General features: G+C 34.8%; 15 protein-coding genes, 1 tRNA gene and 1 rRNA gene. 8 read left to right on the forward strand and 9 right to left on the reverse strand.

The window, feature by feature from the left end; all coding sequences use genetic code 11:
- Positions 1 to 124: 124 nt before the first annotated feature.
- The 5 genes from J0383_RS18900 to J0383_RS18920 all read right to left on the reverse strand — a co-directional run bounded on the left by J0383_RS18900 (position 125) and on the right by J0383_RS18920 (position 8,369).
- On the reverse strand, positions 125 to 853 hold the full coding sequence (locus J0383_RS18900) for an LOG family protein (RefSeq protein ID WP_207295521.1): 729 nt from the start codon (positions 851 to 853) through the stop codon (positions 125 to 127).
- A 399-nt stretch (positions 854 to 1,252) separates the two neighbouring features.
- Complete coding sequence (uvrA, locus tag J0383_RS18905; protein WP_207295522.1) at positions 1,253 to 4,084, reverse strand: excinuclease ABC subunit UvrA; 2,832 nt, start codon at positions 4,082 to 4,084, stop codon at positions 1,253 to 1,255.
- Positions 4,085 to 4,204: 120 nt separating this feature from the next.
- A complete protein-coding gene (locus J0383_RS18910) occupies positions 4,205 to 5,989 on the reverse strand; it encodes a chloride channel protein (RefSeq protein WP_207295523.1) in 1,785 nt (594 codons plus the stop codon).
- Positions 5,990 to 6,073: 84 nt separating this feature from the next.
- The gene (gene ggt / locus J0383_RS18915) at positions 6,074 to 7,756 is read right to left on the reverse strand and encodes a gamma-glutamyltransferase (protein WP_207295524.1); all 1,683 of its coding nucleotides are present in this window, start codon (positions 7,754 to 7,756) and stop codon (positions 6,074 to 6,076) included.
- 28 nt (positions 7,757 to 7,784) lie between these two features.
- On the reverse strand, positions 7,785 to 8,369 hold the full coding sequence (locus J0383_RS18920) for an acyl carrier protein phosphodiesterase (RefSeq protein WP_207295525.1): 585 nt from the start codon (positions 8,367 to 8,369) through the stop codon (positions 7,785 to 7,787).
- 235 nt (positions 8,370 to 8,604) lie between these two features.
- Here J0383_RS18920 and glmM point away from each other — a divergent pair, with 235 nt between their 5' ends.
- A complete protein-coding gene (gene glmM / locus J0383_RS18925; RefSeq protein ID WP_207295526.1) occupies positions 8,605 to 9,993 on the forward strand; it encodes a phosphoglucosamine mutase in 1,389 nt (462 codons plus the stop codon).
- A gap of 72 nt (positions 9,994 to 10,065) precedes the next feature.
- Here glmM and J0383_RS18930 read toward each other — a convergent pair whose 3' ends face one another.
- Positions 10,066 to 11,550 (reverse strand): glycosyl hydrolase, encoded by a 1,485-nt coding sequence (locus J0383_RS18930; protein WP_207295527.1) that lies wholly within the window; start codon positions 11,548 to 11,550, stop codon positions 10,066 to 10,068.
- 204 nt (positions 11,551 to 11,754) lie between these two features.
- Positions 11,755 to 12,627: a lysophospholipid acyltransferase family protein gene (locus J0383_RS18935; protein WP_207295528.1), complete on the reverse strand. Its 873-nt coding sequence runs from the start codon at positions 12,625 to 12,627 to the stop codon at positions 11,755 to 11,757.
- A 117-nt stretch (positions 12,628 to 12,744) separates the two neighbouring features.
- Between J0383_RS18935 and J0383_RS18940 the strand changes: the two genes are divergently transcribed.
- The 5 genes from J0383_RS18940 (at position 12,745) to J0383_RS18960 (ending at position 16,464) form a co-directional block, all read left to right on the forward strand.
- Positions 12,745 to 13,383 carry a rhomboid family intramembrane serine protease gene (locus tag J0383_RS18940; protein WP_207295529.1) on the forward strand — a complete coding sequence of 213 codons (639 nt, stop codon included), beginning with the start codon at positions 12,745 to 12,747 and terminating at the stop codon, positions 13,381 to 13,383.
- A 53-nt stretch (positions 13,384 to 13,436) separates the two neighbouring features.
- Positions 13,437 to 14,126 (forward strand): SIMPL domain-containing protein, encoded by a 690-nt coding sequence (locus J0383_RS18945; protein WP_207295530.1) that lies wholly within the window; start codon positions 13,437 to 13,439, stop codon positions 14,124 to 14,126.
- Positions 14,127 to 14,234: 108 nt separating this feature from the next.
- Positions 14,235 to 14,804 (forward strand): Crp/Fnr family transcriptional regulator, encoded by a 570-nt coding sequence (locus J0383_RS18950; RefSeq protein ID WP_207295531.1) that lies wholly within the window; start codon positions 14,235 to 14,237, stop codon positions 14,802 to 14,804.
- Positions 14,805 to 14,891: 87 nt separating this feature from the next.
- On the forward strand, positions 14,892 to 15,281 hold the full coding sequence (locus tag J0383_RS18955) for a RidA family protein (protein WP_207295532.1): 390 nt from the start codon (positions 14,892 to 14,894) through the stop codon (positions 15,279 to 15,281).
- 208 nt (positions 15,282 to 15,489) lie between these two features.
- Positions 15,490 to 16,464: a YheT family hydrolase gene (locus J0383_RS18960; protein ID WP_207295533.1), complete on the forward strand. Its 975-nt coding sequence runs from the start codon at positions 15,490 to 15,492 to the stop codon at positions 16,462 to 16,464.
- Between the two features lie 142 nt (positions 16,465 to 16,606).
- Here the strand turns inward: J0383_RS18960 and J0383_RS18965 are convergent, their stop codons facing one another.
- Positions 16,607 to 17,017 carry a nuclear transport factor 2 family protein gene (locus J0383_RS18965; protein WP_207295534.1) on the reverse strand — a complete coding sequence of 137 codons (411 nt, stop codon included), beginning with the start codon at positions 17,015 to 17,017 and terminating at the stop codon, positions 16,607 to 16,609.
- Between the two features lie 12 nt (positions 17,018 to 17,029).
- A complete protein-coding gene (locus J0383_RS18970; protein ID WP_207295535.1) occupies positions 17,030 to 17,554 on the reverse strand; it encodes a TetR/AcrR family transcriptional regulator in 525 nt (174 codons plus the stop codon).
- Between the two features lie 833 nt (positions 17,555 to 18,387).
- Here J0383_RS18970 and J0383_RS18975 point away from each other — a divergent pair.
- Both J0383_RS18975 and J0383_RS18980 read left to right on the forward strand, forming a co-directional pair.
- Positions 18,388 to 19,901, forward strand: a 16S ribosomal RNA gene (locus tag J0383_RS18975).
- Positions 19,902 to 20,027: 126 nt separating this feature from the next.
- Positions 20,028 to 20,101: transfer RNA gene (locus J0383_RS18980), tRNA-Ile, on the forward strand.
- The last annotated feature ends 132 nt before the right edge of the window (positions 20,102 to 20,233 follow it).

Genomic DNA, 20,233 nt, shown 5'->3' on the forward strand with positions numbered 1-20,233 from the left:
AAAAAAAGCTGTTTTTTAAACAGCTTTTTAAAATTAACCATAAAATTCATATATTTTTACATTAACAGCTTTGTTTTATGCTAAAAAAGTAAGAATATTTAGTGAATTTATGTTGTTATATTGATTAGAAATTCGGACTTAAGTCGTATTTCTTGTAGAATTTATCTAAAGCTTCAACTACTTCATCTTCAGTATCTACAATCTTGAATAAGTTCAAATCTTCTGGACTTACCGTATGCATTTTCTCCACTAAAACTGTTTTTACCCATTCGATCAAACCAGACCAGAATTCAACACCAACTAAAATAATTGGAAATTTCCCAATTTTCTTAGTCTGTATCAAAGTTATTGCTTCAAACATCTCATCCAAGGTTCCAAAACCACCTGGCATTACCACAAATCCTTGAGAATATTTAACAAACATTACTTTTCTCACAAAGAAATAATCGAAATTCAAATTTTTATCGTGGTCAATGTATGGATTGAAATGCTGTTCAAATGGAAGTTCGATATTCAAACCAACCGAAATTCCGCCTCCTAAATGTGCGCCTTTATTTCCGGCTTCCATAATTCCGGGACCACCGCCTGTAATTACACCATAACCAGCTTTACTGATTTTGAAAGCAATTTTTTCGGCTAATAAATAATATTTGTCATCTGGTTTTGTTCTCGCCGATCCAAAAATAGAAACACAAGGACCAATTCTTCCCATGCTTTCGTAACCGTTAACAAACTCAGCCATAATTTTAAAAATCGCCCAGCTGTCATTACTTTTAATTTCATTCCAGGTTTTTTGCTTTAAACTATCTTGGATTACTTTATCTTCATCATTATCAAAATCTTCTAATCTCATTTTAGGTATTTTAATTTATTATTTTATTTCATTGTTTTTGTTTTGGAAGAGCTGTTTCGATATCGCTCTAACTTTTTTTAATACTTGATTTTTTCAAAAAAAGCGGATACTAAATTAACTCTTTTTTCTAGAATTGTTACAGGAAACACAAATTATAATCCAAAAGTAATCTTATGATAATAATCAATTTGAGTTTTTTGATTCATTATCAATATCTTAAAAAAGAATATTTCTGGAAAAAAGTTTTGTTCTTACGGAACTGAATAGGGGCGATTCAATAACCTTAAATCTATTAAAATTGTTGTGGCAAAATGGATTTGTTTCTACGAAATTTACTTATGGAGTAAAATTAAATTCCAATTCATATAAAAGGGATAAATTGCTTTATCCCTTTTAGTTTTATTCTAATTCTTTCTTTAAGAACTTAGCAGTATAGCTTTTCTTGTTCTGCGCCACTTCTTCTGGAGTTCCTTTGGCAACCAATTGTCCGCCGCCTTTTCCTCCTTCTGGACCAATATCGATAATGTAATCTGCAAGTTTGATAACGTCCATATTATGTTCGATAACCAATATGGTATTTCCTTTATCGACTAATTTATTAATAACGTCCATTAGAACGCGAATGTCTTCAAAATGAAGTCCGGTTGTTGGTTCGTCCAGAATGTAAAACGTATTTCCCGTATCTTTTTTAGATAATTCTCCGGCTAATTTAATACGCTGCGCTTCACCGCCAGAAAGTGTTGTGCTTTGCTGGCCAAGCGTGATATATCCTAAACCAACATCTTGAATGGTTTTTACTTTTCTGTAAATCTTCGGAATGTTTTCAAAGAACGGAACGGCCTCGTCAACCGTCATATCCAAAACATCCGAAATTGATTTTCCTTTGTATCGAATTTCCAGTGTTTCTCTATTGAAACGTTTTCCTTGACACGTTTCACATTCTACATAAACATCTGGAAGGAAATTCATTTCGATTGTTCTTACACCAGAACCTTCACACGTTTCGCAGCGTCCGCCTTTTACGTTAAAACTGAAACGTCCGGCTTTGTAACCGCGAATCATACTTTCAGAAGTCATTGTAAATAGATTTCTGATTTCAGTGAAAACTTCTGTATAGGTTGCGGGATTTGAACGTGGCGTACGACCAATCGGACTTTGGTCAATATCGATTACTTTGTCTATATGTTCTAAACCTTCAATCTTTTTATAAGGCTGTGGTTTTTTTACACCATTAAAATAATGAGCATTTAGAATAGGGTAGAGCGTCTCGTTAATCAAAGTTGACTTTCCACTTCCAGAAACCCCTGTTACACAAATCAATTGTCCTAAAGGAATTTCTATAGAAACATTTTTTAGGTTATTTCCAGTAGCTCCTGTTAGTTTCAAGAATTTTCCGTTTCCTTTTCTTCTTTCTTTCGGAATTTCCAGTTTCATTTTACCGTTCAAATATTGAGCAGTAATGGTGTCTGAAGCCAAAGTTTCTTTTGGCGTTCCGGTACTAATAATCTGTCCACCGTATTTACCAGCTTTTGGACCAATATCAATTACATAATCGGCTGTTTCAATCATGTCTTTGTCGTGTTCGACTACAATAACCGAGTTTCCGATGTCGCGTAATTGTTCTAATGAATGAATCAGTTTTTCATTGTCTCTTTGGTGTAAACCAATACTCGGTTCATCCAAAATATATAAAACACCTACTAATTGCGAACCAATTTGGGTTGCCAGACGAATACGCTGTGCTTCACCTCCAGAAAGTGATTTTGAACTTCGGCTTAAAGCCAGATAATTCAAACCAACATTCATTAAGAAGTTCAAACGGTCTTTGATTTCTTTTACTACTTCAGAAGCAATTAAAAGCTGTTTATCGGTTAAATGATTTTCTAAATCCAAAAACCAAGCTGTTAAATCTGAAATGTCCATATCACACAATTCGGTGATATTTTTTTCATTTACTCTAAAGAATAAAGCTTCTTTTTTAAGACGAGAGCCTTCGCAAACAGGACACGCAATTTCATCCATGAAATCTTTAGCCCAGCGTTTTAAAGTTGTAGAGGCACTTTCGTCATATTGATTTTTGATGAAATTTGAAATTCCTTCAAAATCAATTTTATATTCTCTTGTTACGCCAAGATCTTTTGAGTTGATCGAAAATTTATCTTTTCCGCCATGTAAAATCATGGTCATAGCTCCTTCAGGAATTTTCTCGATTGGATCAGTAAGTTTGAAACCGAATTTTTCTCCAATAGTTTCTAATTGTTTGAAAATCCATGATGATTTATATTCGCCAAGAGGAGCAAAACCACCGGCCTTAATCGATAATTTAGGATTTGGAATAATCTTTTTTACATTAATTTCATGAACTGTTCCTAATCCGTTGCAATGTGGACAAGCTCCTTTGGGAGAGTTGAATGAAAATAAATTTGGTTCTGGATTTTGATATGAAATTCCCGTTGAAGGACACATTAAGTTTCGGCTGAAATAACGTACTTCATTAGAATCTTGATCTAAAATCATCAAAACATCTTCACCATGATGCATGGCTGTATTGATACTTTCGGCCAATCTTTTCTGGGTGTCCGGATTATCTTCGATAACCATTCTGTCAACTACAATTTCAATGTCGTGTGTTTTATAACGATCAAGCTTCATTCCGGCAATTAAATCCTGAACGTCACCATTTACACGGACTTTTAAAAAACCTTGTTTGGTGATTTGTTGGAATAATTCGGCGTAATGACCTTTTCTGGCTTTAATGACCGGAGCAAGAATGTTGATGCGTTTCCCTTTGTAATCTTGAATAATCAGATTTTTAATCTGCTCATCAGAATACGAAACCATTTTTTCGCCTGTATTGTAGCTGTAAGCATCAGCGCCACGAGCGTATAAAAGTCGAAGGAAATCATATATTTCAGTAATAGTTCCTACGGTAGAACGCGGACTTTTACTGGTCGTTTTTTGTTCAATAGCAATTACCGGCGAAAGACCGTCGATTTTATCAACATCTGGACGTTCTAAACCGCCAAGAAATTGTCGGGCATACGCCGAAAAAGTTTCAACATAACGACGCTGTCCTTCAGCATAAATAGTATCAAATGCCAAAGAAGATTTTCCCGAACCTGATAAACCGGTAATTACAACCAATTTTTCACGCGGAATGGAAATGTCAATATTTTTTAGATTATGAACTCTTGCACCAAGAACTTCAATAGTGTTGTCTTTATCTAACATAAATTTTAGCAAAAACGCAAAGTTACCACTTTGATTTGTTCTTTTTGTACTCGATCGTAAAAGTTTATGTTACAAATAGTAACAAAATGAAGTCGCAGATTAAGATCTTCAAAAAATGTTTTATTCAATTGTCATTGAACGCAGTTTCATTCTGTAGGCTTCTAATGCTATAGATTTTGAAATGAAACCGAAGTATTTTTCATTTCGTAAAACAGGAAGAAATGCAGTTTTAGATCTTTCGAATTTGGTCATTACAACTTCCATACTGTCGTGTGATAGAATTATTTCAGCAGGAGTTTTCATGACGTCTTTTATCTGTGTGTATTTTACGCGATATGCATTGAAAATGATTTCACGGATATCGTTGAAATGAACCACACCAACCAAATCTTTTTCATCATTAACAACAGCAAAAACGACTTGATTAGAATGTGAAATAAGATCAACCAGTTTGCTTAGATTTTCTTCTGGATGAACGGTTAAATAATCACATTGAATGATCGTGTCAATATCCAGAGTAGATAAAATGTTTGAATCTTTATTGCTGGTAAAAGCATGACCTTTTTTGGCTAGATTTTTTACGTCAAGCGAATATTTTTCATATCGTTTAGAAATAGCAAAACTAATAGACGAAACAATCATAAGCGGAATCATTAATCCGTAACCTCCTGTAATTTCGGCAATAAGGAATATGGCTGTCAGCGGTGCGTGAAATAAACCACTTAAAATTCCTGCCATTCCAACCATTGTAAAATTGCTGATGGGTAAATGCGATAAACCTGTGAGACTTATTAATTTGGAGAAAAAATATCCCAGATACGATCCTAAGAAAAGAGAAGGGGCAAAGTTTCCTCCGTTACCACCGCTTCCAATTGTAAGTCCCGATGCAAATACTTTTACCATCATGGTTGCCCCAACAAAGAGAAGCAATACCCATTCATTGTTTCTAAAATCACCAAATAAAGTGTTGTTTAGTAATTGGCCTGGATTTGCTTCAGATAAAATTTTAATGCTTTCATACCCTTCACCAAAAAGTGTTGGAAAAATAAAAATCAATAATGCTAAAAGTGACGAACCTATTAAGGCTTTTTTATAAGTACCAATTTGTTGTTTGGCAAAATAATGCTCAACTCTCTGGAAATTCCTTGAATAGTAAATGGCTACAAGCCCTGTTAAAACTCCTAATACGACATAAAAAGGAATATTGTGATAATCGAAATTTTCTTGTTTTTTGAAAGATAGAAGGATCGATTCGTCTAACACAATTGCAGATACTAAAGCACCTGTTGCGGCAGAAATCATAATAGGTGTAAAAGCAGAAATACTCACATCGACTAACAATACTTCGATGGCAAAAAGCACACCTGCAATTGGAGCATTAAAAGCGGCAGCGATTCCAGCAGCAACTCCACAGCCAATTAGCAATGTTCGATCTTTATACGCTAATTTATAGTTTTGTGCATAATTGGAGCCAAATGCAGCTCCGGTAATTACGATAGGACTTTCTAATCCGGCAGATCCTCCTAAACCTACAGTTAAGGAGCTGGTTATAATCTGCGCATACATTTGTTTTTTCGGAATGATACTTGCTTTTTTGGCAACCGCATATAAAATTTGAGAAGTCCCTTTTTGAATAGTTCCGTTTAAAACTTTTTTAACTACAAAAACGGTCAGTACAATTCCAATAATGGGAAGAATACTGTTAATGAAACTCAATTTTAAAATTCCGTTAATATAAGTGGCAAAAGAAAAAACGCTGTGAGCAAAAGTTTTTAAGACAATTACGGCAAATGCGCATGAAATCCCAACCAATACGCTTGATAAAAAAATAAATTGCTTTGGCGTCAATATAGATTGCGATAAAGCAATTATGCTTTCTAGTCTTTGAAAAAGTTTTTTTATCATTATTTTTTAAAAAATTTACCGAGAATACAAATTTAAGTGTAAACATTCGATTTTGTCTAATTTTTCAAGCAAAAACTTTTTAATTTAAAATCCAGCTGCTTTGTCATCGCCTCTAAAATCAGCTCCTGCTTCTAGTTTACCGTCTGGTAAAACTAAAATAGCATCTACTTTTCCAATTACAGGAGTTGTTTTCTCATTGATTAGGTAGCCTTTAGCTTTCAGGCTGTCTAAAGTATTTGGACTAAAAGCATTTGGTTCAAAAGTAATTAAATCCGGCAGCCACTGATGATGAAAACGAGGTGCATTTACTGCTTCCTGCATGCTGAAATTGTATTCGTAAACATTTAAAATGGTTTGAAGAACAGAAGTTATGATTGTTGAACCTCCAGGAGAACCCACAACCATAAAAAGTTTTCCGTTTTTTTCTACAATCGTTGGCGTCATAGAACTCAACATTCTTTTTTGTGGCGCAATACTGTTGGCTTCGTTTCCAACTAATCCGAACATATTTGGAGAACCCGGTTTGGCACTGAAATCATCCATTTCGTTGTTTAAAAAGAAACCTAATTCATCGCAGTAATATTTCGAACCAAAACCATCATTAAGCGTTGTAGTAGCGGCAACGGCATTTCCAAATGAATCTACAATTGAGTAATGTGTCGTTTCGGTGCTTTCATTATACGTCACTTTTCCTTCTTTTATTTCTGAAGATAGAGAAGCTTTTTCTGAATCAAAAGTTGACATTCTTTCTTTTAAATATGCATCCGATAAAAGTCCGTTAATTGGAATTTTTACAAAATCAGGATCTCCTAAAAACTGGCTTCTATCTGCGTAAGCTCTTCTTTCAGCTTCTACAATTACCTGTATAGATTGTTCTGAATTATGCCCCATTTTTGAAAGATAGAAAGGGGAAATCATCTTCATAATCTGAGCCAGACAAATTCCACCGCTGCTTGGAGGCGGCATCGAAGTAATTTTTAAATCTTTATAAGTAAACTGCAATGGTTTTCTCCATTTTGCTTCGTAAGATGCTAAATCTTTAAGTGTAATAATACCGCCTTTTTTCTTTAAATAGTCAACAAGAATCTGTGCGGTTTTTCCTTTGTAAAACTCATCTTTCCCATTTTTTAAAATTCGTTTTAAAGTATTAGCAAGAGCAGGATATTTTATAGTATCATTTTCTTTATAACTTTTCGACATGAATCCGTTTGGACCGTTTGCTTTTACAATAGCGTCATGATAGGAATCATATTGTTTTTGTTGTTTTTGAGTTACAACAACTCCTTTTTCTGCAAGCGCAATTACAGGTTTTAAAATTTCTGACATTGGCAGCGAGCCCAATTTTTTATGAACGGCAAAAACACCGGCAATAGTTCCCGGAACACCAATCGCAAGCGGACTATCGGTACTTTTTCCTTTTATTACATTTCCTTCTTTATCCAGAAACATATCTTTAGAAGCTGCCATTGGTGCTTTTTCGCGATAATCTAAGGTTCCAACTTCTCCGTTTGCTTTTCGATAAACCATAAATCCACCGCCGCCAAGGTTTCCTGCAAACGGATAAGCAACTGCTAGTGCTAATTCGGTTCCTACCATGGCATCAAAAGCATTTCCGCCTTTTTTCATGATTTCAACACCAATTTTTGAAGCTTCTTCGCGAGCCGAAACGACCATTGCTTTTGAAGCTGTTAAACCTGTTGGCGCCGCCGTTTGCTGCGCAAAACTAGAGATGGTTACGAAATAAAATAACAGAGAAATTTTTTTCATAGTGAGTATGTTTTAAAACCGGTTGATTTTATAAAGTAAGTAGCTTTTGGTTGGCTTGTTGTCGCAGATCTTCAAAGAAAGTGGTGAATTCCTGTTCAAATTCATTGTAAAATTCTTTTAATTCTTCGCTGGCAAACTGCATTTTAGACCTATTTTTAGACCTTCGATCCATTTGGGTCAGGATTTGATGGATTCCTTCAACCGTACGATAACTTAGAAGCCAGTTTCTCTCGATCATATACGGCATTAATCCCTGTGTTTTTTCGGTTAAAATGTCGTAGTTATCATGAAGCGAATTGTAAAATCGATTGATGAAAGTTTCCAGCTTTTCATCTGAATATTGTGTCCAGTTTTTGGCCAGAAAGTGATCATAAACAATATCTACAATGACGCCCGAATAATGGTGGTATTTTTCATGAAGACGTTTGGTGCTTTGTCTGAAAATATCGTGAGAATCAGTATAAGTATCTATAAATCTGTGTAAAAGAATTCCTTTTTGAACATCTTCGGGAAAGTGTTCAAATTGTTTTCCGCGAATGCCATCGGCCATAAAATTGCCAATTTTGATTAAATCATTATCGCCGGAAAGATATATATGGGCAAGGAAATTCATTTTTAAAGATACAAAGGCGCTAAGTTATTTAGTAAAAGTATGAAAACTTTTTCAGATGATTTTATTATAATATAAACCTTTCGGTTTTAATAATTAACGATTATTTTGAAATCGTAGTGTTTTTAAGTGATTTAGCCTCTAATTTTTTTAATAAGAAAAAAACTTAACCGCTTAGTATCTTAGAACCTTGGTAACTTTTTTATATTTGTAATAAAAATAACCATAACTCACAGAAATGACTTTAATAAAATCTATCTCAGGTATTCGAGGAACGATTGGGGGGAAAGTAGGAGATAACCTGACTCCAGTTGATGCTGTAAAATTTGCTTCGGCATACGGAACCTTTCTGAAAAACAATACTTCAAAAGAAAAACTAACAGTTGTAATTGGCCGTGATGCAAGAATCTCAGGACCAATGATTCATAATCTAGTTGTAAATACTTTAATTGGTTTAGGAATCGATGTAATCGATCTTGGACTTTCTACTACGCCTACGGTTGAAGTGGCTGTTCCGCTTGAAAAAGCTGATGGTGGAATCATTTTAACAGCATCACACAACCCAAAACAATGGAATGCTCTAAAGCTTTTAAATGAAAAAGGCGAATTTTTAAGTGGTGCCGATGGTGCTAAAATTCTTGAAATTGCCGAAGCCGAAGCTTTTGATTTCTCGGATGTGGATAGTTTAGGAGAAATTATTCCAAATGATGCTTATATGGATATTCATATTGATGAAGTTTTAAATCTTCCTTTGGTTGATATTCAGGCTGTAAAAGAAGCAAAATTCAAAGTAGTGGTTGATGGTGTAAATTCATCAGGTGGAATTATTATTCCGAAACTATTAAAACAAATGGGAGTTGAAGTAGTAGAATTGTACTGTGAACCAAACGGACATTTCCCTCATAATCCAGAGCCTTTAAAAGAACACTTAACTGATATTTCAGAATTAGTGGTAAAAGAAAAAGCACATTTAGGAATTGTTGTTGATCCAGATGTAGATCGTCTAGCTTTTATTAGTGACGATGGTGAAATGTTTGGTGAAGAATATACTTTGGTTGCTGTTGCGGATTATGTTTTAAGCAAAACTCCAGGAAATACAGTTTCGAATATGTCATCTTCTCGTGCATTAAGAGATGTTACTAAAGCGCACGGCGGAAGCTACGAGGCGAGTGCAGTAGGCGAGGTGAATGTAGTTGAATTAATGAAGAAAAATAATGCTGTTATTGGCGGTGAAGGTAACGGCGGAATTATTTATCCTGAGCTTCATTATGGTAGAGATAGTTTGGTAGGTGTCGCTTTGTTCCTAACACATTTGGCAAACAAAAAAACATCAGTTGCTGCTTTGAGAGCTTCATATCCTGAATATTATATGAGCAAAAATAAAATTGAATTAACACCGCAGATTGATGTTGATGCAATTTTAGCTGCTATGACAGATAAATATAAAAACGAAGATATCTCAACAATCGATGGAGTAAAAATTGATTTTGCAACAGAGTGGGTTCATTTAAGAAAATCAAATACAGAACCAATTATTCGTATTTATACAGAAGCGCCTTCTCAAGATGCTGCTGATAAATTAGCACTTAGAATTATTGACGAAATAAAAGTAATTGCTGGAATTTAATCTCAATTCTTTAAACATAAAAAGCCTCTTTTGAAAATTTCGAAAGAGGCTTTTTCTATTTGGTATTAAAAGTTAGTTCTTAATAATCTTAATTGATTTTTTGATGTTTCCGTAAGAAACGTTTACGATATATACTCCCGGCGCGAGTTTATCGCCAATTTTAATATCTTCATTTGTAAAATAATCATCTGAAGAAAAACATATATCTCCTTTCATATCAACAATTTTGATCGTCAATGGTTCTGTTATATGTGATTTTATATGAAGCGTTGATTGGGTTTTTACCGGATTTGGATAAATAGTGAAAGAACCATTTTCTTTTTGGTGATCGTTTACTCCTAAATTAGAAACTACAGCATCAATATAATTAAAATTCATATCGTTTGATTTGAATTTAATTTTAAGGTATACTTCACCTTTTGGTAGTGTAATTCCGTTTACAACTTTGTCAGCATAAGTTTGCCAGTCTCCTGTTGGTGGAAAAGTCTCGTCTGTTTTTACTGCTACATTATTTACCAGAATATCAAATTTTCCAGTGTTTGTTGGTGAAGCAACTCTAAAAGTTAAATTGTAAACTCCTGCATCGGCTACATTGAGCATAAATTCATTCCAGTCTCCATTGTTTATAAAACAAACATTTTGTCCAGTTCCAGAATCGGTTGTGTTTTGCAATCCTGTTCCTTTTCTTCTATAATGTTTATTAGCAGTAATTCTTCCTGGCACACTCATTTTTTTAGAAGTATAACTTTCGTTGATATAAGCCGTTCCAATTGGTTTTAAAACACCACTAGCTGGGCTTAGTAATTGTCCTTCAAGCATATCAGTCCAATCAGAAGGAACACGTCCTGTAAACCAAGAATATCGGTAAATATCAGGATCGTTTTCAAAACTGCTCACGATGGTTTTCATGAAGTTAATTTTATCAGTTTCACTTTGAATAACTCTGTTTGCAAACTCAGTTACCCAAACCGGACGATTAAAGTTTTTTAAAAGTCCTGTTACACCAATAACAGCTCCTGCTGTATTATCATACGTATGAAAAGCAATATAATCGACTTTACAGTCTGGACATAAAAGAAAAAACTGGTTATGCCACGCTACTGGATCGCTGTAACCGCCATAGTTATTAGGACCATTATAAGCCGGAGAAGCACTCACAATTTCTAGATTTTTAGCTGCGGCAATTTTTTCAACATTTTTCCATGCATTTACTGCTTCCTGAGGTGTTAAGCGAGCGCCATCAGTAAAATTAGGCTCATTGAACGCTAATAGATATTTAGCTCCCGGTTTAATACGGTCAATAAAGGCTTGTACATCGCCATCGTTTACTTTTCCCCAAGCCATTGGAACATATTCTAAGCCAAGCGAAGCATAATTAGCATTAACGTCATTTTCAGGAAGAGATCCCCAATTGTACCACCACGAAATTCCGGGTTTTAAAGCCTGTAAATCGGCAGTAGAATTGTTTCCGTATGCAATTCCTCTTTTAGGACTCTGAGAAAATACAATTGCCGAACAAATTAAGGTTAATAATGTAAAAAGTAGCTTTTTGATCATGGTTAATGATTTAGTAGGTTTTGATTATTTAGTTATTTCAAATGTATAGGGTTTCTGTTTTTTATCAGAATAAAAAAATCATTACAAAAACACATCAAACGATTTCAGAATACTTCAAAAGAGGTATTTCTTTAAAACAGTTTTATTTTCTAAAAAGAAAAAGTCTGAAAAACAGCAATTGCATTTCAGACTTTTTAGATTTTTTTATTTTACACGATGTTTCCATCTTTTGTGAGTCCATAAATAAAACTCAGGAGCTTCATAAATTTGCTTTTCGACTCCTTTTAAATATTTTTCGGTGATTTCGAAATCCTTATATTCTTTCGGATCATCTGCTATTGGTACAAAAGTCGCTTCATAATATCCTCTTTTCACTTTACGTACTTGTACAGAAATGACACTTAAATCATATTTTTTAGCCAGCATTTCGGCACCGGTATGTACAGGGACTTCAACACCCATAAATTTCATCGAGTGGAAAATTCTATCCAATTTTGGTGACTGATCACTTGCTAAACCGTACATGCTTAATTTTCCGCTTCTTTGGTTTTGAGCCATTGTTGGAATTGCTTGTCTAGTTTCGATCATTTCGGTTTTATATTTCGAACGGATTTTTCGAATCAGCTTATCAAAATACGGATTGGCAAGTCTTTTATAAACAGCAATTCCTTGAAAACCTAATTTTGGATTAATAGTTAAAAGCCATTCGTAACTAGCATAATGAGAAGCAACTAGAATAACACTTTTGCCTTTTCTTGCATAATCTTGAACCAATTCGATATTCGTTACATGAAATCTTTTTTCCATTTCTTCTGGAGAAATGCTCATTGTTTTTACCATCTCCAAAAACATATCGCACATATGCTGATAGAATTTTTTTTCTATTTCTTTTCTTTCAGCAGCACTTAAATGAGGAAGCGCAAGTGCGAGATTTTCGCGAACCACTTTTTTACGGTAACCAATGATTCTGTAAATGATGAAATACACAAAATCTGAAAACCAGTAAAATATTCGGAAAGGAAGTATAGAGATTAGCCAAAGAAGTGGATAGGCTAGTATATAAACAATAAATTGCATCTAATATTTTTTCTGCAAATATAACGTAAAAATGGGTAATGAGAGATATTTTTGAATTTGGATCTAAAACTTATGTCCGAATATAACTATATTTACATCTCACATTAAACATTATTTATGAATACCATTTTAATTGGAATTATTGTTGCCAACGTTCTTTTTAGTTATAAAGGTTTTAACGATTATGCATTTTTTAGAAAGTATGAATTTCATATAGGAAGCATTCGAGCGGGAGAACAAATCAGAATGCTTTCATCTGGATTTTTACATGTTGATATCCTGCATTTGGTGTTTAATATGTATACGCTTTGGATGTTTGCTCCAGTGGTTTCGGATGCACTTGGTGATTTTTCTTTTGTTCTGGTTTATTTCGGAAGTTTAATCTTCGGAAGTCTGCTGACGATGTTATTCCATAAAGATGATTACAGCTATCGTGCAGTGGGGGCATCTGGTGCTGTAACTGGAGTTTTGTATTCGGCAATTTTATTACAGCCAGATATGATGCTTGGAATTTTTTATGTTATTCCAATGCCGGCATATGTTTTCGGAATTTTATATTTATTGTATTCAATTTACGGAATGAAAGCAAAAAATGATAATATAGGACATACGGCTCACTTTGGAGGTGCTGTAGGAGGATATCTGATTACTTTAATAAAAATGCCGTCATTAATTACAGATCACAGTTTAATGACGATTTTATTGGCTGTTCCAATTATTATACTTTTTGGAATGGCAAAATTGGGAAAATTGTAATGCTGGCATAACTTTTGAAATGCCTTTATCAAATAATTTAAATATCACAAAAAATGAAAAAACTAGTATTATTTTTAACAATCATGTTTATGACTATGTCTTACGGCCAAGAAATAAAACAAATCCCATTAATCAACGTTAACGGGGAAGGAAAAGTAAAAGTAGCACCTGATCAGGTTTGTATTTCAGCAACTGTTGAAACTAAAGGGAATAATGCTAAAGATGTCAAAAAACAAAATGACGAAAAAATGGATGCTGTTTTGAAATTCATCAAAAAAATGAATGTTCCAACAGCTGATTTTAAAACAAAACAAGTAGCTCTTAATCCGCAGTACGACTACGAGAAAAAGAAAACTAGCTACAATGCCACTCAAACTGTTGAAATCGTATTAAAAGATTTGACTAAATACGATGAATTAATGGAAGGTTTGGTACAACAAGGAATCAACAGAATTGATAATGTTTCTTTTGAATCTTCTAAATTGGCTCAATACCAGTCTGAAGCTAGAAAAATAGCGATCAAAGATGCTAAATTGAAAGCTGAAGAGTATGTATCTGTTTTAGGTCAAAAAGTAGGGAAAGCATTTACTATTTCTGATAATTCTCAGGTTTATCAGCCAAGACCAATGTACGCAGCGATGAAAACCGAAATGATGGATGCATCAGGTGCTTCAAACCAAACATTGGCAATTGGAGAAATCGAAATTACAGCCAATGTAAGCGTAAGTTTTGTTTTGGACTAATAAGTTTTAAAACTACAATATTTGAAATCCAAATTCCAATTTAATTGGAGTTTGGATTTTTTGTTTCTAAATGAGATTAATATTTACTTTTACTCTAAAATTATTTTCATGAATAACCCTGAACAATTTCTGAGATCGCATATTGAAAAAGTTGTTGATTTAACCGATGAAGAAGCTGTTTTTATCGTTTCTCATTTCGAAGTAAAAAATTTCCGTAAAGGAGATTTCATTATTGAAGAAGGAAACGAAGTAAAAGAAGTTTATTTTGTGCTTTCAGGACTTATTAAACTAGTTTATGAAGATAAAGACGCCAGAAAACATATTGTTTCGTTTGCAATGGAAGACTGGTGGGAAACTGATTTTCAGGCTTTTTATACACAAAGTAAATCCCAATTGACATTAGAATGTATAGAAGATACAACTGTATATAGTCTTTCTCTAGAAAATTTTGAAAAACTTTGTTCGGATTTATCTAAGATGGAACGCTTCTTTCTTAGAAAATCAATTGCAGGTCACATTGGTTCACAGCAACGTATTTTATCCTTTTTAACTTCAAATGCTCGGGAACGGTACGAACAGTTACTGCTTAAAAATTCATCATTACTGCAAAGAGTTCCTAAATCTTCGCTGGCTTCTTATTTAGGAGTTTCGCGCGAAACGCTAAGCCGTCTTTTTTAATTCGTATTTTAAAATAGTGATATTTATCACACCTCTAAAAAGCAAAGTGTGCTGATTTTTGCATCTGTTAATTAAAAAAAATACAAGATGGAAAAAAGAGCAATTAATCCTTGGAAATGGCAGGATGCCAGAAATTATGTTCAAGCGGTAGAAGTTACAAATGTTGCCGGAACTTTATATGTCTCGGGACAAACAGCTATTGATGACAACGGAATTTCAAGTACGGCAGATATGAGAACTCAGATAATTCAGACTATTGAAAATCTAGAAAAAGTAATTCTCACAGCCAATTATGAACTTAAAAATATAGTAAGGCTTAATATCTATACAACCGATTCAGCTTCATTTTTTGAAAATTTTGATGTTGTACAAACGTGGATTCAAAAACATCAAATTAAACAATCAAGCACCGTTTTGGAAGTAAAAAGCCTTTTTGAAACTTTAAAAGTAGAATTGGAAGCTACTGTAGTGAAATAAGAAAAGAGTTTTTAAAAATTAAGCTCAAAATTTTAAATTCCAAATTCCAGCCTTTTTTTGGAATTTGGAATTCAGTTTTTGAAATTTTTGGCACACGAAATTTATGAATGTTTAAAAATCTCATAAAAAAGAAATAAAAATTGACAGTATTACACTACATATTGATTGATTTCTTAGATTTGTATAAGCATTGTAAAAACTTTTTGTCATGCCAATAATTGAACAATCAGAATATATCTTTCCACCTATTATTCATCGCAACAGACATGTTTCGACTATTTATGCAGCTTTGTTTAAAAAGTTTGAAGTTCCAGAATACACTAGAGAAAAATTGGAATTGAATGACGGCGATTTTATCAACATTGATTTCATTATAAATGATTCAAAAAAAGCAGTCATTTTATGCCATGGTCTAGAAGGTGATTCACGCCGAACGTACAACAACAGTTGTGCAGATTATTTTAAGCAGAAAGGTTTTTCAGTTTTTGCTTGGAACAATCGTACTTGTGGAGGGGAAATGAACCGTCTTCCAAGACTTTATCATCACGGTGCTGTTGATGATTTAGATGAGGTAGTGCAATTTGTTCTGAGAAAAGGATTCGAAGATGTTTATCTAATTGGATATTCTATGGGAGGCGTTCAGCTGTTGAATTATTTAGGCTGGACCAAAGTAGATGAACGCATAAAAGCGGCTGTATCGATTTCAGTTCCCACTCATATTGCGACTAGTGCGGAAGTGCTTAAACAAGGTTTCAACAGAGTTTATCTGAAGAACTTTACAATCGACATTAAAAGAAAACTGAAACATAAAGCGAAACAATTCCCTGATTTTATAAACAGCGATCAGATCGATAATATTTCTTCATTTGATGAAGTCGACCAGTATTTTACAGCGCCGCTTCATGGTTTTGCAAGCCGTGACGATTATTATGAGCGCGTTTCTCCTGAATTTTCACTTCAAAATATTACAACTCCAGTTTTAATTGTTAATTCGCTGGACGATCCTTTTTTGGGTGAAAGATGTTATCCGAGAGCGATTGCTCAAACGAGTGAATATGTCTATTTGGAAACGCCTAAATACGGCGGACACTGTGCTTTTCCAATGCAGAATTCAACGTATTCATACGCAGAGAAAAGAGCGTACGCCTTTTTTGAATCCTTTAAAACTGCTGGGAATTGTTAACCCTACAGCTTTAAATCTTTCAAATACTAATAATAGTTTAATTACTTTTTATCGAATAATCACTTTCAGAATATTTTAATATTTAACCATATAAGATATTTACGTTATAAGCTTAAATGTCTTATATGGTTATTTTTTTGAATTATAAATGCCTGTCTGATTCTTTAATTTCAAGATCATTAATACTTGCAAATCTTTTCTGCATTAGTCCGTTTTCGTCAAATTCCCAGTTTTCATTGCCATAAGCCCTGAACCATTGTCCTTCTTTATTTCTATATTCATATTCGAATCTTACTGCAATTCGATTATCAGTATGTGCCCAATATTCTTTTTTAAGTTTATAATCGAATTCTTTCTGCCATTTTCCAGCTAAAAATTGTACAATTTCTTCACGTCCGTTAACAAATTGATTACGGTTTCTCCATTCGCTGTCTATTGTGTAAGCTAATGAAATTCTTTCTGGATTTTGTGAATTCCAAGCATCTTCAGCAAGTTGTATTTTCTCCTTTGCTGTTTCAAGCGTAAAGGGAGGAAGGGGATGTTTTTTTTCCATGTTTTTAAAATTTTATAATAAGTTGTGAATTATTAGTTTTGACTTTTTAATGATTTCATTCGATTTGAATAACTGGCTTTCTATAATCGAACTTTCAAATAGAAGATATATATGTGTCGACAATAATTCGTCTTCTATTAAATCTTTAAAAAAAACAATCAAATCTTGTTTGTGGGCTTGTATAACTTTTAAGATGTTATCCTGATTTTTTGAAATTTCAGACATAATATTCAAAAAACTACACCCGCGGAAATCTTCATTTTCATTCATATAAATTATGAAATCAAATGCTGCGATTATTTTCTCCGTCTGCTCAATCGGTTTTGAAGTAAATTTTAATAGTTCAGAAAACCAATAATCGTGTCTTTTGTTTAGAAACTCAATGCACAAATCATCTTTAGATTTGAAATGCATATAAAAACTTGCCTTAGCTACATTTGATTCACTTATGATTTGATTAATTCCAGTACTATTATATCCTTGTTTGTGAAACAAAACAGAAGCTGTTTCTAAAATTCTTTCTCTCGCTGTTTTCATATTGATTTAAATATAGGACAAAGATATAAAAAATATTGAACAGACAAGTCTGTCTATTATTTTTTTTATTTTATTTTATTTATTATTTAAAGAAGTAGAAGCTGAATAAATCAGATAAAGGAGTTAAACTGAAAAAAATAATAAAGGATGTAAGTATTGAATAAATTGGAGATGTATACTTAAACCTGAATTTTAAATGATTTGGAGGATTAACAAGCTTCGGATTGTTTAATTGTCTATAATAAGTAAGTTGGGCTTTACTCTAATATAATATGTGTGTTTTAAATATTATTTTTAATTGTTATGTTTAATGCATTCAATAGCATGTTATCAATAGTAATTGGAATGTTTAATTTCAAAATGTCGACTCAATAATTGTGTATTTTATGGATTTAAATAGATAAAGTAAGAAAATACTTTTGTATGGAAATAAAATTTGAAATTCTAATTTTAATGTTGTCAGTTGGTTAGCTGAAAAACCGAAAAAAGATTGAAAAAAACTTATTGAAAAGACTTGGAAATGTAAATAAAGAGTCTACCTTTGCACCCCGCAAACGAAGCGAAGTTCATTGAAATACCGGCAGAGAATTTAGGAATAAGGGACGAAAAAAAAGTTTCAAAATTTTTTTAAATTTTTCTTGCAGGTTTTAAAAAGAAGTTTTAGTTTTGCACCCGCTTTGAGAGACAAGCGGAAAAGAAAAGAAAAACGTTCGTAGACATATTGAATTGACAGCCGTTCTGATGAAAATCAGAACAGATAAAATAAGGGTAATAGAATCGGTAAGATTCGAAAAGAACCGATAGTAAGCATCGAATTATAATATAAAAAATATACGATGAAGAGTTTGATCCTGGCTCAGGATGAACGCTAGCGGCAGGCTTAACACATGCAAGTCGAGGGGTAGGGGCTTTCGGGCCTTGAGACCGGCGCACGGGTGCGTAACGCGTATGCAATCTGCCTTCCACAGAGGGATAGCCCAGAGAAATTTGGATTAATACCTCATAGTATTACAGGATGGCATCATCCGGTAATTAAAGTCACAACGGTGGAAGATGAGCATGCGTCCCATTAGCTTGTTGGTAAGGTAACGGCTTACCAAGGCGACGATGGGTAGGGGTCCTGAGAGGGAGATCCCCCACACTGGTACTGAGACACGGACCAGACTCCTACGGGAGGCAGCAGTGAGGAATATTGGTCAATGGGCGCAAGCCTGAACCAGCCATGCCGCGTGCAGGATGACGGTCCTATGGATTGTAAACTGCTTTTGTACGGGAAGAAACACTGATTCGTGAATCAGCCTGACGGTACCGTAAGAATAAGGATCGGCTAACTCCGTGCCAGCAGCCGCGGTAATACGGAGGATCCAAGCGTTATCCGGAATCATTGGGTTTAAAGGGTCTGTAGGCGGTCTTGTAAGTCAGTGGTGAAAGCCCATCGCTCAACGGTGGAACGGCCATTGATACTGCAGGACTTGAATTACCGGGAAGTAACTAGAATATGTAGTGTAGCGGTGAAATGCTTAGATATTACATGGAATACCAATTGCGAAGGCAGGTTACTACCGGTGGATTGACGCTGATGGACGAAAGCGTGGGGAGCGAACAGGATTAGATACCCTGGTAGTCCACGCCGTAAACGATGGATACTAGCTGCTGGGGGCGACTTCAGTGGCTAAGCGAAAGTGATAAGTATCCCACCTGGGGAGTACGAACGCAAGTTTGAAACTCAAAGGAATTGACGGGGGCCCGCACAAGCGGTGGAGCATGTGGTTTAATTCGATGATACGCGAGGAACCTTACCAAGGCTTAAATGCAGACTGACCGGTTTGGAAACAGATCTTTCGCAAGACAGTCTACAAGGTGCTGCATGGTTGTCGTCAGCTCGTGCCGTGAGGTGTCAGGTTAAGTCCTATAACGAGCGCAACCCCTGTTGTTAGTTGCCAGCGAGTCAGGTCGGGAACTCTAACAAGACTGCCAGTGCAAACTGTGAGGAAGGTGGGGATGACGTCAAATCATCACGGCCCTTACGCCTTGGGCTACACACGTGCTACAATGGCCGGTACAGAGAGCAGCCACTGGGCGACCAGGAGCGAATCTATAAAGCCGGTCACAGTTCGGATCGGAGTCTGCAACTCGACTCCGTGAAGCTGGAATCGCTAGTAATCGGATATCAGCCATGATCCGGTGAATACGTTCCCGGGCCTTGTACACACCGCCCGTCAAGCCATGGAAGCTGGGGGTGCCTGAAGTCGGTGACCGCAAGGAGCTGCCTAGGGTAAAACTGGTAACTAGGGCTAAGTCGTAACAAGGTAGCCGTACCGGAAGGTGCGGCTGGAACACCTCCTTTCTAGAGCCTGGGTGTTAGTCAGAGACACGCCCAGGAAATAAGATGCCCGCTTAAGGTTCTGGATCTTAAGATTGTATTACTCTTGCTGTTAATTTAAAAAAATGATAAAAGAATTAAGTAAAACAGAGTCTCGTAGCTCAGCTGGTTAGAGTACTACACTGATAATGTAGGGGTCGGCAGTTCGAGTCTGCCCGGGACTACTTTTTAAGAATTTCCGGTTAAAAAAACCGGGGATTAAGAATTAAAAAGACTGTTGAATGCTTAAGGAAAAGGAAATTTTAGAGGTTGAGGCCTTATGAGAAATAATTCATAACTCATAACTAATAACTCAT

Source organism: Flavobacterium endoglycinae (assembly GCF_017352115.1).
In the GTDB taxonomy this organism is placed as follows: domain Bacteria; phylum Bacteroidota; class Bacteroidia; order Flavobacteriales; family Flavobacteriaceae; genus Flavobacterium; species Flavobacterium endoglycinae.

Bases quoted from the DNA above. Each gene is read 5' to 3' on its own strand.
- J0383_RS18930 (WP_207295527.1), bottom strand. From the start codon at position 11,550: ATGATCAAAAAGCTACTTTTTACATTATTAACCTTAATTTGTTCGGCA.
- glmM (WP_207295526.1), top strand. From the start codon at position 8,605: ATGACTTTAATAAAATCTATCTCAGGTATTCGAGGAACGATTGGGGGG.
- J0383_RS18970 (WP_207295535.1), bottom strand. From the start codon at position 17,554: ATGAAAACAGCGAGAGAAAGAATTTTAGAAACAGCTTCTGTTTTGTTT.
- J0383_RS18935 (WP_207295528.1), bottom strand. From the start codon at position 12,627: ATGCAATTTATTGTTTATATACTAGCCTATCCACTTCTTTGGCTAATC.
- J0383_RS18900 (WP_207295521.1), bottom strand. From the start codon at position 853: ATGAGATTAGAAGATTTTGATAATGATGAAGATAAAGTAATCCAAGAT.
- J0383_RS18940 (WP_207295529.1), top strand. From the start codon at position 12,745: ATGAATACCATTTTAATTGGAATTATTGTTGCCAACGTTCTTTTTAGT.
- ggt (WP_207295524.1), bottom strand. From the start codon at position 7,756: ATGAAAAAAATTTCTCTGTTATTTTATTTCGTAACCATCTCTAGTTTT.
- J0383_RS18965 (WP_207295534.1), bottom strand. From the start codon at position 17,017: ATGGAAAAAAAACATCCCCTTCCTCCCTTTACGCTTGAAACAGCAAAG.
- J0383_RS18950 (WP_207295531.1), top strand. From the start codon at position 14,235: ATGAATAACCCTGAACAATTTCTGAGATCGCATATTGAAAAAGTTGTT.
- J0383_RS18910 (WP_207295523.1), bottom strand. From the start codon at position 5,989: ATGATAAAAAAACTTTTTCAAAGACTAGAAAGCATAATTGCTTTATCG.
- J0383_RS18945 (WP_207295530.1), top strand. From the start codon at position 13,437: ATGAAAAAACTAGTATTATTTTTAACAATCATGTTTATGACTATGTCT.
- J0383_RS18960 (WP_207295533.1), top strand. From the start codon at position 15,490: ATGCCAATAATTGAACAATCAGAATATATCTTTCCACCTATTATTCAT.
- J0383_RS18920 (WP_207295525.1), bottom strand. From the start codon at position 8,369: ATGAATTTCCTTGCCCATATATATCTTTCCGGCGATAATGATTTAATC.
- uvrA (WP_207295522.1), bottom strand. From the start codon at position 4,084: ATGTTAGATAAAGACAACACTATTGAAGTTCTTGGTGCAAGAGTTCAT.
- J0383_RS18955 (WP_207295532.1), top strand. From the start codon at position 14,892: ATGGAAAAAAGAGCAATTAATCCTTGGAAATGGCAGGATGCCAGAAAT.